Source organism: Evansella tamaricis, from assembly GCF_019042215.1.
Classification (GTDB): Bacteria; Bacillota; Bacilli; order Bacillales; family Salisediminibacteriaceae; genus Evansella; species Evansella tamaricis.
On the sequence record NZ_JAHQCS010000183.1, the window covers coordinates 1 to 17,125 of the forward strand.

Genomic DNA, 17,125 nt, shown 5'->3' on the forward strand with positions numbered 1-17,125 from the left:
GAAGTCCGCTCTTTGACTTCGGTTGTCACTTCCGAAGTGCCCCGTAGAGAGTAGGCGGTGGAGCTAGACAATAAGAAAAGCGGAAACGCCTATGGTCACGAGCGTAGGGCAATGCCCGAAAGTGACAAAACGTAATAATTTTATTTAATAAACTATATAGCTTTCATAACAAAAGTCCTATGTATGGACTATTAAAGTATTGGAGGGATATAAATGAGCTTCACATACGATGACCGTCTTGGAATCTCCGTACCAGTTTTAGAGACGGAATGGGAGAACTTGCACTATGATACACAAGCTGCCATTTTAGAGCAGTGGGAAAGTATTCGTGGCAACATTCCTGACAGAATAAGAGAATTAGAACAATCCATTAATCAACTTCAGCATCAATTGAATAATGAAGAACATTTTGAAAAAAGCTGTGAGTTAAATTCTATGATTTCGGAGTTGGCATCCACAATTAACGATTTGTGGATTTGGTATCGAACTGGAGAAGAAGTGGGAGTAAAAAAAATTCATTCTTAATCCAAGAACGGGGTTTTGTACAAAGGTTTAAACCCCGTTTTATTTTTACTATTGATAAGCATACCATCATATCATTTACCTTATTCCAATGGTAAATCTAAGTCTAGCTGATGTTTTTCAATTAAATGACGCTTTTGGTAAAAAAAATGTGACGCTTCGGATATATGTCGGGCAAATTCATAATTAATGCTCGCACCGGCAATAACACTAAATAGTGGAACTCCCTGTATTAGTTTTCTTCTTGCAAAAGAAAGGAATACAATTTTTATCAGGTGATTTAATGGCCGCTGCATCCAAGCTTCCTCAGTTATTTCCTCTTCGCCTTCGTAAAAGATCCATTCATTGTCATTTATCTTCACCTCCGAAATAAGTTGTTTCCAAGCTTGTTCCTGAAGTGCTCTAGGTAAGGATATGGCGTGAAAAACCTTTAAAACCATCATCATTTCATATGGTTTTCTCAAATCATATCCATATGTCATCGCAACTAGTTGAACCGTTCTCAAATTGATAGTAAGCATTAACGGCAAGTCACTTAAAAACAATGGTAATCCCCCAAAACCTGTTAATCCCCCTTGAGTAAAAGCAATGATCCTCTGCCTTGCCAGTTGTTTTTTTGCGATAAAGCGAAGTTGATCAATGGTAAGTTTCTTCATATCTTCTAACGAATAAATATCCGATTGAAATATTCTTGCCTGTGAAAAGATATTGTCTCTCGTTTGTTGATCCATTCTCCCTTGCTGTGCAGTTGCCTGCAATTGAAATAATACATTGTCCAACCTATTCAACAGCTTCTTCGACCAGTTTACTCCTTCCCTCTTAAAAATTGAATTTATCCCCTTTTGGTACGATAAGGAAAAATCTGTACCCTTATTAGAAAACTGGACACTCTCCCAAAATTCAATTTCATTCCAAACTTGTGTTTCCCTTTGAGATAACGACATGCTTAGACCTCCTCCCAAAAGTCTCTATACTATAATGATATTTACCATAATTCGTTTCAGCACTTTTCCTCAAAATATTTGATGAAAAGCATAGTATAAAATCCTAGAAAGAGTTGTTTTCTCCCGTCTCAACTTCATCTCCTCTCGTGACCATTACCATACCTTTTTCTCAAAAAAAGAGTGTCCCTCTGCTAACGGGACACTCTTCAAATCATTATTAAGTAAGTCTTACAGTATCTCTTGCTATCATCACTTCTTCATTCGTTGGAATGATTAAAACTTTAACCGGTGAATGTGGATAGTTTAGGAATGCTTCTTTCCCTCTGACTTTATTCAAAGTGGGATCCCAATATATTCCCATGAATTCTAGTCCCTGCATTACTTGCGCACGGATAACATCGCTATTTTCGCCAATTCCAGCAGTGAAAATAACAGCATCTAGTCCATGCATCCTCGCTGCATAGGAACCGATATATTTATGAATTCGAGAAGTAAATACTTCGAGGGCTAGTTTTGCCCGTTCATTACCCTCACTTGCTGAGACTTCAATATCCCTTAAATCGCTTGAAAATCCGGATAGAGCTAACATACCACTCTTTTTATTAAGTACTTGTATAACATCCTCAGCACTTAGATTTGCTTTTTCCATTATATATGGAATTAATGCAGGATCAATGTTCCCTGAACGAGTTCCCATTGTCACACCTGCCAATGGAGTGAACCCCATTGAAGTATCTATAGATTTACCACCATCAATTGCAGCAATACTTGCGCCGTTTCCAAGGTGACATGAAATGAGGCGTAAATGTTCAAGAGGACGTCCCAAAATTTCTGCTGCACGTTGTGAAACATACTTATGAGAAGTGCCATGAAAACCATATTTACGGATCCCAAATTTTTCATAATATTCGAATGGTAAGCTATAAAGGTATGATTCCTGTGGCATTGTCTGATGAAATGCCGTGTCAAATACGGCTACGGATGGAACAGTTGGAAGTACTTCTTGGAACGCACGAATTCCAACTAAATTTGCAGGATTATGAAGTGGTGCTAATTCTGAAACTTCTTCAATCCCTTGTATGACTTCTTCATTTAAAACAACTGAATCATTAAACTTTTCTCCACCATGAACAACCCGATGACCAATACCATCAATTTCATTTAATGAGGATATTACCTTATGTGACGTTAGTTTTTCCAAAAGAATTTTAACCGCTTTAGAATGATCCTCAATATCAGTAACTTCTTTCTTTTTTTCTCCATCCACCTCAATGATAAAAATGGAGTCGTTTAAACCGATTCTTTCCACAATTCCCTTTGTCAAAACAGTTTCGTCAGGCATTTCCAGCAACTGGAACTTTAACGACGAGCTTCCAGCATTTATTGCCATAATTTTTGTCATGCTTTTACCGCTCCTTCTAATTTCTATTTCAAACGGCTATCAAAAAGAGAAGAACCTTTCCCTCAACAGTCGATTTTCTATCCTAAGATAATTAGATAATAATAATATCCATGGAATTTGAATCCATGTATTATTTAGCCACGTATTATTTAGCCATGTTTTATTTAACCACGTTTTATTTAGCCACGTATTATTTAGCCACGTATTATTTAGCCACGTATTATTTAGCCATGTTTTATTTAACCACGTATTATTTAGCCACGTATTATTTAGCCACGTATTATTTAACCACGGGATTACTGGAAATGCAACCTCTGTTTCACTCAAAAATAAAAAACAGTTATAGTACAGCTCTCCCTTCAAGGCAGTAAAATGTACTGATTTTCCCAGTAGTATTTAGATTCCCCTGTTTTTATACAGTTTAATAATTACCGGTTAAATCATTATTCGGAGAAAATGAATTTTTTGTGAACAATTTATTTTTGTCCTAACTGGTTTTCGAACCATTGAGAAATACGTAACATCATGTCCTGAAGAGATACTTGATTTGAAAATGAAGGTAATTCCACAAGTAAAGCTTGTTTAGGTCCTTCGATACTTTCTTTCTTTTTTCTTATTATAAGAATACTTTTTCCCCACTTCTCATTTTTAAACATGGTTTTCGGCAATTGCATTAAAGAATAAATTATGCCTTCTTTCTTTATGTAATTATGTAAGTTAGTAGCCTCTTCTGTCTCAAATAAAAAATTAGGAACTAAAAAGAATAAAAACCCTCCAGGTTTAATATGCTTCATGGATTTTTCAATCATTAGATGATGGACTAAGGAATGTTCCCCCTCCGACGCCATGTCAAATTGAGATGCAATATCATCCTTTGGATAATAACCAACTGGCAAATCGCAAACAACTGCGTCCACATTACTAACAAATGGTGCGGAAATACTGTCTTGGTGAAACAAATCTACCGAGTGCTCCTGTAAATTTGCGTTTACATAAGATAGTTTTACTAAAGTCTCATCAGCATCTGCCCCTATTCCATGGGCATTGCTTGTAAGCTGGTTCATTACAGCAAATAAAAGATTTCCCGCACCTACTGCAGGGTCTAATATCACACTAGTTTGAAGTCTATTTTCATCAAGGGAAATGACTTTGTTCAGTAAATAACCCATGAATAAACTAACTGCATCTGGAGTCATGGCATGATGGGGCTGTGTCCCCTCCTTCATTCCCTTTAAAATTGCTAATTGCATCCCCCGACGATATTCTTCCTTCGTCCACTCTTGATTAGTAATTTTACTAATTAATTTCGTCAATTCATCCCTCTTTGTTGCATCCACATTAGGGAGCACATGACCTTGAAATACACACTCTCCCATTTCTCCCAAGGCATCTAAATATGGTATATCCATTTCCGTTTGAAGAATTTCAGCACCTTGATTTAAAACATGATATAAAGTCCCTGTATTTGTATCTGATTGCATCCTTATCCTCTCCTCATTCACACGCTTGTCCATTTTTTGTACTTAATTACCTATTCTAGCAAAGATAACTAGGAGTTAAACGAAATTAAATATATTTCCTAAAAAAAATCAAATTAATTTTAAAAAGAGTGCCCAAAAGCTAAATTTCGCTTTTTGGACACCCTTTATTTCCGTTCACCTAACAAACTTTTATTATTTGGCAGCCTTGGCAGCCTCAATCACGCCTTCGTAATTTGGATGCTCTGTCACTTCTGAGACATATTCAGCGTATGTTACAGTATCATTACTATCTACTACAAATACTGAACGGCTTAAAAGTCTTAATTCTTCAATGGCTACCCCATAATTTTTCCCGAATGATAAATCACGGTGGTCAGAAAGGACACTAATATTTTCAACACCTGCTGCTGCACACCATCTCTTCTGCGCAAATGGAAGATCTACACTAATCGTTAAGATTTCCACACCATTTAACTTGGAAGCTTCTTCATTGAAACGGCGAGTTTGTTGATCACAAACACCTGTGTCTACCGAAGGAACAACGCTAATAATACGTACTTTCCCTTTTGAATCAGCTAGTGTCACTTCTGAAAGATCATTTGCAAGTACAGTGAAATCAGGAGCCTTGTCCCCTACATTTACTTGAGTACCTAACAATGTTACTGGGTTCCCTTTAAATGTTACTTCTGCCATGTGCCAATCTCCTCCTAGTTTTATTGGATACATACATAAAATACCACATCTAACACCTATTTACACAGTGATATGCTTGTTTTTCAGAAAAAAATAGCCCGGACCAATTACGTCCGGACTAGCTTTCAATTAAATATTATATCTCAGGGTCCACATTTACATTTACATTAGTAGGAGCTTGGGGTGGTTGATTTGGCTGTTGCTGCGTTTTATTTTGTGAATTTTGCGTTGTTTGAAGCATCTGCTGAATCTTATCTACCACTTGTGGAGTAAACTCTAACAGCTTTTCGTACAAATGAGTATTTTGATCCAAGTGAACCATCTTTACACCTTGTCCACTTACGACGAGGAATGCGATTGGAGTTATGGATACACCTCCACCACTACCACCACCAAAAGGATGCTTCTTATCAGAATCATTATTCGGATGTTTTGTTTGGTCTAACACAAATTCACTACCACCTGCGGCAAATCCAAAACCAACTTTGGATATTGGCAAAATCACACTACCATCTGGAGTTTCAACTGGATCTCCTACAATGGTATTTACATCTACCATCTCTTTCAAATTTTCCATAGCTGTTTTCATAAGGCCTTGAATTGGATGTTCAGACATTCATATCCCTCCTTGCATCTGTGTTTACTTTGAACAAAGTCCTGCCTTTTTTCAAGTGACGCAGCACCTTTATTCCTGCAAGGATAGCATGTCCGATTCGAAACGAAACCATGCATTTAAACGAAGTTTTCAATGTCATTTGTTGAAATTCAGGAACCACTTCAATTTTTGGTTCAGATTTTAATTTCATGTAATTTGCCATTATTCCTATAATGTTCCCTTTTGTGGCCCATAAAAACCCTGAAGTGGACCCCGTTAGGGCAGCATCCCCTGTGCCCATCAATGTTTTCCAATAAAATTCATTGATACTCACCTTTTTCATAAACTTCCGTACAATTGTGTGGAACCCAATTACCCGTTTTACAAAGCGTTCAAAATGCTTCATATCATCAAGGAATCTATGGAGGGTAAATTTCTCTTCCATTTCTTTTGTTCCTAGAGCACTTTCCCTTTTTTCTTTATAAAATACAGAGGGACTCTCATCATCAATAGCCAATACCGGGACCTTTATTTTATATTTTATTAATCCAAATAAAAGCGTAAATTTAACAGACAGATCATCATCTTTTCCATCATGAACATATGTTATGTAAACTTTCACCTTGAAAAATATCAAAAACGGCAATAGTAAAGCTAATAAAATATATTTCATCAATACCCCCCTTTCCGACATAAAAAAACCTGCTGGTATATTATCCAACAGGTCAGGCCATTCTATTACAAAAATTTTACTTAATTTCCTTTCTTTCTAGGTTCCAATACAACAAGTGTATCTGCAAAGTAATCATGTAATCCTTTTTTCTCGGGATGGAAAGCCACAATAAGATAAATGATGTTCGTCAAAAAAAGTGACTGGTGAATATATCTTCCCACTAGTTCCCTCATTACAGTAGATTTCCAGGTCAAAAATTCTTCTTTCTGTGGAAGGACTTTTATCCCCAAAATACGTTTTCCCAATGTTTGTCCCCACTTCTTCGTAAGAATGATAAAATATCCGAAACTTATGGATGCACCTAAAATGCCTCCAATGGAATAAATACCAATATTAAGAGTAGAGAGATCCGTTAAACGGAAAAATGGAGTTAGGATTATCCCACTAATACTTGAAATTACCACAAGGTCAATAAGGTATGCCCATAATCTCATCCAAAAACCTGCATAATATGGAGTTTCTGTTAGTTTTCTTTCCCATAGGCCATCTGTGTCAGTTTCTACTATTTCTCCTTTATGTTCACTCATCATTTTACTCACCTCAGTTCGTATATAGGTACAGAAGTTGTGGACCATGATTCTCTTGAATTAAACTTTTCAATCCAAGAAACTCCATATCCCTTTGAACAAATTGCTGTGATACGAAGGAAAAGAGAGATGGTAAACCAAGGTATGACTCATATTCAACAACACTCAAATCTCCTCGACCTAAATCGTCCCTAAACTGATCAATCACTTCATGGAGATGACCGATACCATCAATCAAACCGGATTCATAGGCTTGTTTTCCACTATAAATACGGCCATCTGCAAGTTCATATACTTCATTTCTTGACAATCCCCTTCCCGCTTCAATGACATCCACAAATTGCTCATAGGATTCATCAATAAGTTCTTGAAGAATTGCTCTTTCCTCTTCTGTCATCTCACGTGTGGAAGACAGAATGTCTTTATATGGACCGCTTTTAATAACTTCCGAATGTATTCCCCATTCTTCGGCCAATTCACTGAAATTTAGAGATTGCATAATGACCCCGATAGATCCTGTAAGCGTTTGGGCGTTTGCAAACACCTTCTCAGCAGGGGCAGCAATATAATACCCTCCACTTGCTGCTAAGCTTCCCATCGATATGTATACTGGTTTTTGATATGTCTCTTGAATGTCCACAATACGATCATGAATTTCATGACTTTCCACAACACCACCCCCTGGGGTGTTCACACGAATAATAATTCCATGAACATCAGAGTCCTCTGCTGCAGCATCCAACTGCTTTAAAAAATTTTTGTGATTATACCCAATGGATTGAAACAATCCACCAGCATCATAATTATCCTGAATCGTACCATTTAAATGGACAACTACAATTTTTCCTTGGGCACTTCCACTTTCTATCACCTTTTCTTCAAAAGTGGAGTCAACTCCACTGAATAATTCTTCAAAGCTTGTTGAAAATACAGTTGTGACTAAAGAAACAGCACTGGATACTAAAAACAATGCTACAGCAAGTATCACAGCAAACCAACGTTTTGAACTCACTTTAATTCCTCCCCATCGTTTTTTATTTGTTCAAGTTGTATTATACTTATATAAGGTTGATACAAAAATGATTCTTTTTGAATAAAGTCTTCATGAGTTAGAAATTACATAATCAAAAAGAATAAGCAGTTCGAATCTAATAATAATATACAAAAGAGAAAGGAAGAAACGCTTATGACTGATAGAAAAAAGGTTTTTCTATACTATAATTCTTCCCAGGAGTTGGAAACTAAAATCCAAGATTTACGAAATCTCGGTAAAAAGTATGAATTTCAGCTTGTTCAAGATGCTGCTGAAGCAGACATTATCGCAAGTATAGGAGGAGATGGGACTTTTCTACAAGCGATTCGAAAGACAGGATTTCGCGAAGATTGCTTATATGTAGGGATTAACGCTGGTCGCCTTGGATTTTACACAGACTTCAACTTAAGCAATCTTGAAGGAATTGAACTAGGGATGAAATCCAATATTGTAGAGGTTCACAGATACCCCACTTTGGATGTTACAGTGGATGGTAAGCAACATTTCCAGTGCATTAATGAATGCTCCATACGCTCGAATATTATTAAAACATTTGCAATAGATGTATACATTGATGGTTTACATTTTGAAACATTCCGTGGTGATGGCATGGTAGTTTCTACACCTACAGGAAGTACAGCGTATAATAAATCCCTTAGAGGAGCCATAGTTGATCCTAGACTAAAGGCAATACAACTAACAGAAATAGCATCTCTAAACAATAATGAATACCGTACATTAGGTTCCCCTTTGTTACTAAGTGGAGACCGTGAATTAGTATTAAAAATAATTCAAGATGGAAATGATCATCCGATTATCGGAGCCGATAATGAAGCATTAAGTATCCGTCACTGTCATGAAGTCCAGGTTAAAATCTCTGAAAAACAAATTAAAACATTAAAATTAAAGGATAATTCCTTTATCCATAAAGTTAAACGAAGTTTCTTATAGAATTACCATCTAATGAACGTCTCCATCCCGAGACGTTCTTTCTTTTTTACAGCATTTTACGATCGTACATAACAGAGTTATCTACAATTGTTTTTTCCACTTCCACATTTAGCCATTCATCAGGGCTTAAATCAAATAAATCCTTACTTAAAATCGTAAAATCAGCGACATAACCTTTTCTTATCATCCCCCGCTCTGCTTCTTTGTTAATAGCTTCTGCACTACCTACGGTGAACAATCGAAGTGCCTCAAATAGTGATAACTTTTCGGTTGGTATATAACCTTCATGATTTTCATCATTTGGCTTTCTTCTAGTAACCGCTGCATGGATTCCCAATATTGGGTTTACAGGTTCAATTGGCGCATCAGACCCTCCAGCACAAAGGAGCCCCTCTTGTAACAATCTTCTCCAAGCAAAAGAATAGGGAATTCTTTCTTGCCCTAATCGTTCTTCCACCCAAGGAAAGTCTGTTGCAACAAAACGGGGCTGGATATCAAGGATAAGAGGCAGTTTTTTCATTCGCTGTATTAAATCTTCCCTTGTAACTTGCAGGTGGATTAGTCTGTCCCGTTTCCCATCTGGTACGGGATATTTTTCTATGGCATTTAATGCATATTCCAAAGCCAGATCACCGATAACATGAATTGCCACAGGCATTTCTAGCTCCCTTGCTCCCTTAACAATCTCAGATAATTCATCAGGTGTATGAATGGCTACCCCTTGAGTAGACTTATCATCTGAATAAGGTTCACTTAACAGGGCTGTCCTCCCCCCTAATGCTCCATCTGCAAAAATTTTAACAGAACCAAGTTCAATAAAAGAGTGGTCCCTTTCATCTAAAGCCATGATTTGATCTGTCACCTCATGATGAATGAGGAGATTCGCCCGAAACTTATTCCTTTTCCCATCAATTACATCATAAAATGTTCTTAACGTTCCAATCGGGTCACCATAGTAATTTAGATCTTCTGTATGTGCCCCTACAAATCCATGTCGATACAAGTCTTTCAAAGAAGCTTCCATTGCTCTTTTAATATAATTTAAACTTTTTGTTGGCATTACTTCTTTTACTAATTCCTGCGCCTGATCCAATAAATAACCGGTGGGCACACCAGCTTCGTCTTTTACAATTACACCTCCGGGAGGTTCATTCGTTTGTTCTGTAATCCCAGCCAACTGCAGCCCCATTGTATTGGTTACAAGAGCATGTCGACAAACCCTCGATAAGACAATGGGCTGTTCTTGGGAAATCTCATCTAAGACAAATCTGTCGGGAATCTTCTTAGATGGAAAAAGATTCTCATTAAACCCTTCGCCGATCAACCAATCATCAGGAGACAATTTCTCCATCGTATTCAGTAATATATGTTTCAATTTCTCGATACTATTGACTTCTGATAAATCTAACCGCAGAAGTTTTTCACCATGTCCAATCATGTGTAAATGACTATCCACAAACCCAGGATACATTACCGCTCCCATAACATCCTCAAAATCAGTAATTTTCCCGGCATATTTAGTCCGGAGTTGGTTCTCCTTACCCACATCTATAATGACCCCATTTTCCACGAATACAGCTTCGCATATTTCATCTTCCTGATAAAGTGTTCGAATCTTTCCTCCAAACCAAAGTGTCCCCACTGGTATCCCTCCTCCTAACGTTGGTAAAAACCAATTTATAACAAGAATACCATAAATACAATTCAGTTTAAAAACGCTTGGGTCCCTGTGCTGCGATTACTCGTCGCAAGGCAGCAAGGATGCAATCACAGTAGTAGCCTGCCTGAAGTGATCCGAGCCCCAAGGTGTAAAAACTTATTCTTTCTTACCTATTTAAAAAGGAGTATCTCCATTGAGATACTCCTTATGCCATTCTTATTTTATTATTGAGATTGACCACCAAATTGTTGCTCGGCCATTTGTACTAAACGCTTCGTGATTTCTCCACCCACTGAACCGTTAGCACGTGATGTAGCATCAGCACCTAGCTGAACACCAAACTCTTGTGCGATTTCATATTTCATTTGATCCAACGCTTGTTGGACACCAGGGACTAATAATTGGTTAGAACTATTGTTGTTCGCCATGTTTTTCACCTCCCTTGTACACATAGATTGTGTACTTAAGGGAGAGTTCATTCATAATAAAACATGGTTTTTGATTCCAATTTGTGGTACAATCCAGTTCCATTTAGAATAGTTCATGAAATTCTTCATCTAATGAACTCTTTCCAGAAATGATAACCGTTTCTATCCCTTCAACGGCTTCCTGCACATAACGGTCAATGTCTATTTTTGTTTCATAATGATTTGCCTTTTCTTTATTTGGTTTTGTCTTTGACTGGGCTGGTAAAAAGATAGTACAACAATCCTCATAAGGAAGAATTGATAAATCATATGTCCCAATTCGGTGAGCAATTTCGATAACCTCTAATTTATCCATCGTGACTAAAGGACGAATAACAGGGAGGTTAGTGACTTCATTGATAGTGTGCATACTGTCTAACGTCTGGCTTGCCACTTGACCAAGACTTTCACCATTTACGATAGCAAGCGCATTATTTTTCTTAGCTACCGCTTCTGATATTCGTAACATAAAACGCCTCATTATTGTCATTTCATAATTATCCGGAACTTGTTGATGAATTTCTTTTTGGGCTTCTGTAAAAGGAACAATATGAAGTTTTAACTCCCCTCCGTATTTCGTTAAAACTCTCGCGAGATCCTCCACCTTCTGTCTTGCTCGATCATTTGTAAAAGGTGGACTGTGAAAGTGGATTGCTTCTAATTTGACTCCACGCTTTAAAGCTAAATATCCTGCCACAGGACTATCGATTCCACCAGATAACATTAACAACACTTTCCCTGCAGTACCAACAGGGAGTCCCCCGGCACCTTTTATTGTTTTACATAATATATAAGCTGCTTCCTGACGAATCTCTACCCTTACTTCCACATCCGGATGATGAACATCCACTGTCATTTTCTGTGTGTTTCTTAAAATATGGGAACCAATATGATAATTTAATTGTTGGGAACGACCTGGATAATCTTTGTTCGGTCGTTTAACCGTTACTTTAAATGTTCCATCTTCATCGGGAATAGCATCTTTAACTGCCCATAGAGCAGCATCATCAATTAACTCTTGCTCAAGGTCCACTTTAAGTGCTGGACTAAAGGAATGTATACCAAAAATCTCTTTTAGTTTTTCGGAGACTTCCCTCTCGTTTTCTCCATTAAGTTCCACAAACATTCTACCGAACGTCCGATTAACTCTGACCTCTTTAAATTCATTGAGTTTTTTTCTGACAGTGTCTAATAATTTCCGTTCAAACTCTTTTCGGTTCTTTCCTTTTAAAGATAATTCAGCATACCGAATTAATATATGATTATACTTCATTCCTTTTCAACCACCTTTTTCAAAGATATAACAACTTCGGTGAATGAGTTAATAAATTCTTTTGCTTCATCCATTGTATTCTCATAAGTCAATGAAAGTCTTATACCACTGGAAGCACGGTCCTCCGATAACCCAATTCCTTGTAAGATCCTGCTCGGTTCACTTTGTTTTGATGAACAAGCTGATTTTGTGGAAACATAAATATCCTTTTCCGCCAGGGCTTGGACAATCACTTCCGGTTTTATACCAGGAACAGATAGATTTAAAATATGCGGTGCTCTATCACCTGGAGAATTAATAAAAACTCCGGGAATCTTTACACATTCTGCTTCTAACCAACGGTTTATCTCGAAAAGTGATTCGGTTAATTGCTCGGATTTTTCGAGCACCATACGTAACGCCTTCACCATAGCTACTGCACCAGGAACATTTTCGGTGCCTGCACGAACCTTCCTTTCTTGACTACCACCAGATAATAAAGGATTTAATAAGACACTATCCCGTACATACAACAATCCAGTTCCCTTTAACCCGTGAAATTTATGAGCTGACATTGTGGCCAAATCAACACGGTGTAGTGGTAGGGGGACTTTCCCAATTCCTTGAACATGATCCACATGAAATAAAGCTTTTGGATAATTCCCTATTAACTTGCCAATTTGTTCAATGGGCTGGATGGATCCAATTTCATTATTAACATGAATGAGAGAAACAAGGATTGTATCATGAGAAATAGCATCTCTCACTTGTTCAGGTGACACTATTCCATTATGATCAGCTTTTAGAAAAGTAACCTTAAATCCTTCTGCCTCTAATTGCTGAAAGGCTTCCAACGAAGAGGCATGTTCCATATTACTTGTAATCAGGTGGGTCCCGCGATTTCTATTTTGTCTTGCAATTCCCTTAATTGCCAGGTTATTTCCTTCTGTACCTCCAGAGGTGAAAACTATTTCCTTTGCCTTCACCTGCAATAGTTGTGCAGCTCTTTCTCTAGCCTGTAATAAAAGTCTTTCCGATGCTTTTCCCAAAGGATGGAGAGAAGATGGATTACCAAAAAAGTCTGTTGCTGATTTTATATAAGTATCAATTACTTCTTTATATGGTTTTGTTGTTGCGCTGTTATCAAAATAAATCATAAAAAAACCCCTTTTTAACATCGTTCTGCAACAATTTATCTTATCACAACTATTTCGATCTGTCTCACTTCATCACATAGTCTTCCCTTGAGAAGATCCTCTTCATCATCATCAGATGTTATAATATAATTATTCAAATATATCATTTTCTTTTGTATGAACATTCTTTACATAATCCCTAAAATAAAACCAAAACTACTGATGAGAAAGGGGGGACGTAATGAAACAACTGATTTTCAAAAAGAAGGATACATTCATCTTAGGTCTTATGATGTTTGCACTATTTCTAGGTGCAGGTAATTTAATATTCCCTCCTGCCCTTGGACAAGGTGCGGGTACTAATGTAATACCAGCAATACTTGGCTTTTTAGTCACCGGAGTAGGTTTACCGGTACTTGCAATTCTCGCCATTGCAAAGTCAGGAGGTGATTTACAAAAAGTTTCCGAAAGGGTTGGCCCTCTATTTGCAGTCCTATTTCCTCTAGCCGTTTATTTAGCGATTGGTCCTTTATTTGGAATACCTAGGACAGGATCTGTTGCCTATGAAATTGGATTAACTCCACATCTGCAAGGGGATAGTTCCCATTCCCCGTGGAGTTTATTAGTGTTTACATTCTTATTTTTTACCACTAGTTATTGGTTAAGTCTCAACCCATCGAAACTTGTGGGACGCATTGGAAAAATACTGACCCCAATCATTGTAGTAATATTAGCCGTATTAACCATTACAGGAACAATGAATCCAATGGGGTCTTTGAACTCTCCAACTCCTGATTATCATAAATTAGCATTCTTTAAAGGGTTTCACGAAGGATATTATACAATGGATGCTATTGCCGCCCTTGTTTTCGGAATCATTGTCATTCAACGGCTCAAAGAAAATGGGGTCGTCTCCTCCAAGTCTATAATGAAGAAAACAATGGAAGTAGGCATTATTGCAGGTCTCGGCCTCTCCTTTGTTTATTTATCATTAGCTTATTTAGGAGCAACAAGTGTGATGACTATTGGGTATCACGATAATGGGGGTTCTATATTAACTGGAATTTCTCAAGAACTTCTCGGGAGTATAGGGGTAATTTTATTGTCCCTAATTATTACATTAGCCTGCCTTACTACATCCGTAGGCTTAATCTCTGCTTTTGGGGAGTATGTCCAAATTACGATCCCTAACATTCCATATAAACTAACAACTGGTTTAATCGGACTTTTTAGTTTTATCATGGCCAATCTGGGCCTAACGCAACTTATACAATTTTCATTGCCTATGTTAATGATGATTTATCCCGTTGCAATCGTATTAATAATTTTAACAATTATGAAAGATCTCTTCCTAGAGAAACGGGCAATCTTTAAAGGAGCCGTCATCGGAACTGCTATCATTAGTATTTCTGATGGGTTGAGCCACACTACCCTATTTGCAAATACATTAGAGCCAATATTAAGTTTACTTCCCTTATGGGAGCTAGGATTAGCGTGGCTTATTCCCTCTATTGTAGGGGCCTTTATTGGTTTCTTGTCTTCCAAAAAAACTCTAAAAAACGATGGCTCATAAATACGAAGCCATCGTTCATTTACATTTATTCATCCAATACTAGTTCTAAAAGTTTATCTATAGAAATAATCTTATTCGGAGCAATTTCGTCAAAATCACCTGGATATATAGCATTCGGTACTAAATTCTTTCCTTCTTCATAATATTTGTCTTGCAAATCACTTGATTCTTTACTATCAAACTCTGATTTACCATTTCTATAATTATCATCAACAATTATCGAGACTTCATCATCTTTCAAATCGTAAATATTGCCTTCTGATTTTTGGGAAGGACTCGTGTTTTCTGAAGAAAAAGATAGAAAAACCATTATCCATATTCCCATGCACATCAGTGTTACCGGAAATAGTACAAATAATTGTTTTTTCATGTCTTTACCCTTTCAAAACTATGATTTTTGAAGTGAAGTGAACTGTGTAACTTTTTCTAAAACATCTGGTACTATAGGCTTTAATCCCTCTAATGCCAATTCTAATGCTTCCTCATATTGATAATGCCTAAAACAATCTTCAGCCTGCAATAATTTTATATTTAAATCATCGTAATCTCTTCGGTACCTATTTCCATATTGTATGACACTTTCAGCCAGTTTTGCCTCTTCCATGGTTGCAAATAAATTTTCAACACATTCATTCACATAACCCGTCGCCTCGTCCACTCTTTGAATAACATCTTCCATTGAGATAGGTAGCTCATTTAATTTTTCGGAAGCTTTCCTTAAGGATTGCTGCGCCCGATCAGACTGATCTAATAGATGGTGCGGGATACCAGGTAAATTACTCCTCTTCAACTTCCTTTGAGCATACAGAAGTCTTTCCTTTAATTCTCTTATTGCTTCATCTGCGGTTCGCTCATTACGACGGAGATGATTTAAACTTTCTCTCGATTCTTCTATCTGGCTTTCTATCTCTCCAATTGTCAATTCAAAATCTTGAAGCATTTTCATTAATGATGTAAATGTTTGTTTCTTTTCAGTGATTCCATCTTCCATTACAGAAAGTTGATTTTGAATATCCTTCCAATTCTTTTCTAACTTTAATTGCTTTTTATCCTCTTCATCTGATATGCGGTAACTTAACTTCACTTTTTCCGTATCTGCCCGTAATCGTTGGATTTCACCAGGAAGCTTCTCCACACGAAACTTTATACTTGGTAAAATATCTTCAACATGTTTTCTTGCCAAAACTTCCTGTTCAAGCTTTTCGTAAATATCATCAATATGATTTTGAATCGAATCAATAGGATCAGTAACTTCATGAATTTTTAAATTTTCAACAAGTGGGAGTAATGCTAAAAGACTCTTTTTTAATTCTTTCACTTGCCATTTAAAGGAGAAATGCTTTATAGGATATCCTTCTTCCTCCATCTGCACTAATCCTTTTTCCAAAGCTTCTATTTGTTTGGGAATATCCTTTTCTATTTGAACCAAATATTTTGGCACTTTTTCAATAGCATCATCAATGAAATTTATCTGATCACGAATAGTCTGTAACACGTCTCTCGCCTGTAAGTAATTTCCGGAATCAGTTTCCGATTCAAAAGTAGTAAATAATGATTGGGTTTCTTTTAAATATCTCTCAAACCTTACAGTCGAACCACTTAATTGACCTTTATGAGACCAGAGTTTTTTCTTTACATCGTTGAATAGATCCTTTACTTGACCGATCTCTTCCCGATTTTGTTCTTCACTATGTACTAACTGGTCCACTTCTTCTATCATTTCATCCATATGTTCCTTAATTTTATTAAACTCTTCATCAACGAATGAAATAATTTTTTTTGCTTTCCCAAAACGATATTTATTTGCCATATCTTCAATGTCAAATAGTTTCTCCTCCATGTCAGGCAATTGAAGGGTTATAATCTCATCCCATTCATTTCTCCACTCTTCAAAACGTTCTTGAGTTTCTCCTGACATTTTTAAGCTTTTTATTTTTGAAAGTTCCTCTGTCACCGGGGTATTCATTAACTGTATCTTTTTACTTTCTAACCGATCTACTTGTTTATAAATAAGTTTCCTTGACCAGGCCCCATATACAATGATAAATAATAGTAATACAAGTATTCCATATACATAATAAATAAACATATGAGACCACCCCTTATCTAAAAGTAGAAATTTCCTTATTCTTATATTAGCATACAAAAAGATATAA

The 17,125-nt window shown here is 36.8% G+C and carries 18 protein-coding genes; 4 read left to right on the plus strand and 14 right to left on the minus strand.

What is annotated here, in order from left to right; all coding sequences use genetic code 11:
* Window positions 1–213 precede the first annotated feature (213 nt).
* A complete protein-coding gene (locus KS419_RS23160) occupies window positions 214–525 on the plus strand; it encodes a hypothetical protein (RefSeq protein WP_217069392.1) in 312 nt (103 codons plus the stop codon).
* An 80-nt stretch (window positions 526–605) separates the two neighbouring features.
* Here the strand turns inward: KS419_RS23160 and KS419_RS23165 are convergent, their stop codons facing one another.
* Both KS419_RS23165 and KS419_RS23170 read right to left on the minus strand, forming a co-directional pair.
* Window positions 606–1,466: an EcsC family protein gene (locus KS419_RS23165; RefSeq protein WP_217069395.1), complete on the minus strand. Its 861-nt coding sequence runs from the start codon at window positions 1,464–1,466 to the stop codon at window positions 606–608.
* Between the two features lie 217 nt (window positions 1,467–1,683).
* Window positions 1,684–2,868 carry an acetate kinase gene (locus KS419_RS23170; protein WP_217069397.1) on the minus strand — a complete coding sequence of 395 codons (1,185 nt, stop codon included), beginning with the start codon at window positions 2,866–2,868 and terminating at the stop codon, window positions 1,684–1,686.
* Between the two features lie 125 nt (window positions 2,869–2,993).
* Here KS419_RS23170 and KS419_RS23175 point away from each other — a divergent pair, with 125 nt between their 5' ends.
* Complete coding sequence (locus KS419_RS23175) at window positions 2,994–3,239, plus strand: hypothetical protein (RefSeq protein WP_217069399.1); 246 nt, start codon at window positions 2,994–2,996, stop codon at window positions 3,237–3,239.
* A 105-nt stretch (window positions 3,240–3,344) separates the two neighbouring features.
* Here KS419_RS23175 and KS419_RS23180 read toward each other — a convergent pair whose 3' ends face one another.
* The 6 genes from KS419_RS23180 to sppA form a co-directional block, all read right to left on the minus strand.
* A complete protein-coding gene (locus KS419_RS23180; protein ID WP_217069401.1) occupies window positions 3,345–4,349 on the minus strand; it encodes a class I SAM-dependent methyltransferase in 1,005 nt (334 codons plus the stop codon).
* A 192-nt stretch (window positions 4,350–4,541) separates the two neighbouring features.
* Entirely contained in the window at window positions 4,542–5,042 is a 501-nt protein-coding gene (gene tpx, locus KS419_RS23185) for a thiol peroxidase (protein ID WP_217069403.1), read from the minus strand.
* Between the two features lie 136 nt (window positions 5,043–5,178).
* On the minus strand, window positions 5,179–5,658 hold the full coding sequence (gene ytfJ / locus KS419_RS23190; protein ID WP_217069406.1) for a GerW family sporulation protein: 480 nt from the start codon (window positions 5,656–5,658) through the stop codon (window positions 5,179–5,181).
* On the minus strand, window positions 5,651–6,310 hold the full coding sequence (locus KS419_RS23195) for a DUF2953 domain-containing protein (RefSeq protein ID WP_217069408.1): 660 nt from the start codon (window positions 6,308–6,310) through the stop codon (window positions 5,651–5,653). Before KS419_RS23195 ends, ytfJ begins: the two co-directional genes overlap by 8 nt.
* Before the next feature lie 80 nt (window positions 6,311–6,390).
* Window positions 6,391–6,897 carry an RDD family protein gene (locus KS419_RS23200; protein WP_217069410.1) on the minus strand — a complete coding sequence of 169 codons (507 nt, stop codon included), beginning with the start codon at window positions 6,895–6,897 and terminating at the stop codon, window positions 6,391–6,393.
* Window positions 6,898–6,910: 13 nt separating this feature from the next.
* On the minus strand, window positions 6,911–7,909 hold the full coding sequence (gene sppA / locus KS419_RS23205) for a signal peptide peptidase SppA (protein ID WP_217069412.1): 999 nt from the start codon (window positions 7,907–7,909) through the stop codon (window positions 6,911–6,913).
* A 174-nt stretch (window positions 7,910–8,083) separates the two neighbouring features.
* On the opposite strand from sppA, the gene KS419_RS23210 reads away from it, so the two are divergent.
* Window positions 8,084–8,881 (plus strand): NAD kinase, encoded by a 798-nt coding sequence (locus tag KS419_RS23210; RefSeq protein ID WP_217069414.1) that lies wholly within the window; start codon window positions 8,084–8,086, stop codon window positions 8,879–8,881.
* A 46-nt stretch (window positions 8,882–8,927) separates the two neighbouring features.
* On the opposite strand, the gene KS419_RS23215 is transcribed toward KS419_RS23210, so the two are convergent.
* The 4 genes from KS419_RS23215 to KS419_RS23230 form a co-directional block, all read right to left on the minus strand.
* Window positions 8,928–10,523, minus strand: a complete 1,596-nt coding sequence (locus KS419_RS23215; RefSeq protein ID WP_217069415.1) for an amidohydrolase — start codon at window positions 10,521–10,523, stop codon at window positions 8,928–8,930.
* 242 nt (window positions 10,524–10,765) lie between these two features.
* On the minus strand, window positions 10,766–10,969 hold the full coding sequence (locus KS419_RS23220; protein ID WP_088076220.1) for an alpha/beta-type small acid-soluble spore protein: 204 nt from the start codon (window positions 10,967–10,969) through the stop codon (window positions 10,766–10,768).
* Window positions 10,970–11,072: 103 nt separating this feature from the next.
* On the minus strand, window positions 11,073–12,281 hold the full coding sequence (gene thiI / locus KS419_RS23225) for a tRNA uracil 4-sulfurtransferase ThiI (RefSeq protein WP_217069417.1): 1,209 nt from the start codon (window positions 12,279–12,281) through the stop codon (window positions 11,073–11,075).
* On the minus strand, window positions 12,278–13,417 hold the full coding sequence (locus KS419_RS23230) for a cysteine desulfurase family protein (RefSeq protein WP_217069419.1): 1,140 nt from the start codon (window positions 13,415–13,417) through the stop codon (window positions 12,278–12,280). The genes thiI and KS419_RS23230 overlap by 4 nt, the downstream gene beginning before the upstream one ends.
* A 220-nt stretch (window positions 13,418–13,637) precedes the next feature.
* On the opposite strand from KS419_RS23230, the gene brnQ reads away from it, so the two are divergent.
* Window positions 13,638–14,969 carry a branched-chain amino acid transport system II carrier protein gene (gene brnQ / locus KS419_RS23235; protein WP_217069421.1) on the plus strand — a complete coding sequence of 444 codons (1,332 nt, stop codon included), beginning with the start codon at window positions 13,638–13,640 and terminating at the stop codon, window positions 14,967–14,969.
* Between the two features lie 25 nt (window positions 14,970–14,994).
* Here brnQ and KS419_RS23240 read toward each other — a convergent pair whose 3' ends face one another.
* Together KS419_RS23240 and ezrA are read right to left on the minus strand one after the other, a co-directional pair.
* Complete coding sequence (locus KS419_RS23240) at window positions 14,995–15,339, minus strand: hypothetical protein (protein WP_217069423.1); 345 nt, start codon at window positions 15,337–15,339, stop codon at window positions 14,995–14,997.
* Window positions 15,340–15,357: 18 nt separating this feature from the next.
* Window positions 15,358–17,058, minus strand: a complete 1,701-nt coding sequence (gene ezrA, locus KS419_RS23245) for a septation ring formation regulator EzrA (protein WP_217069425.1) — start codon at window positions 17,056–17,058, stop codon at window positions 15,358–15,360.
* Window positions 17,059–17,125: the final 67 nt, after the last annotated feature.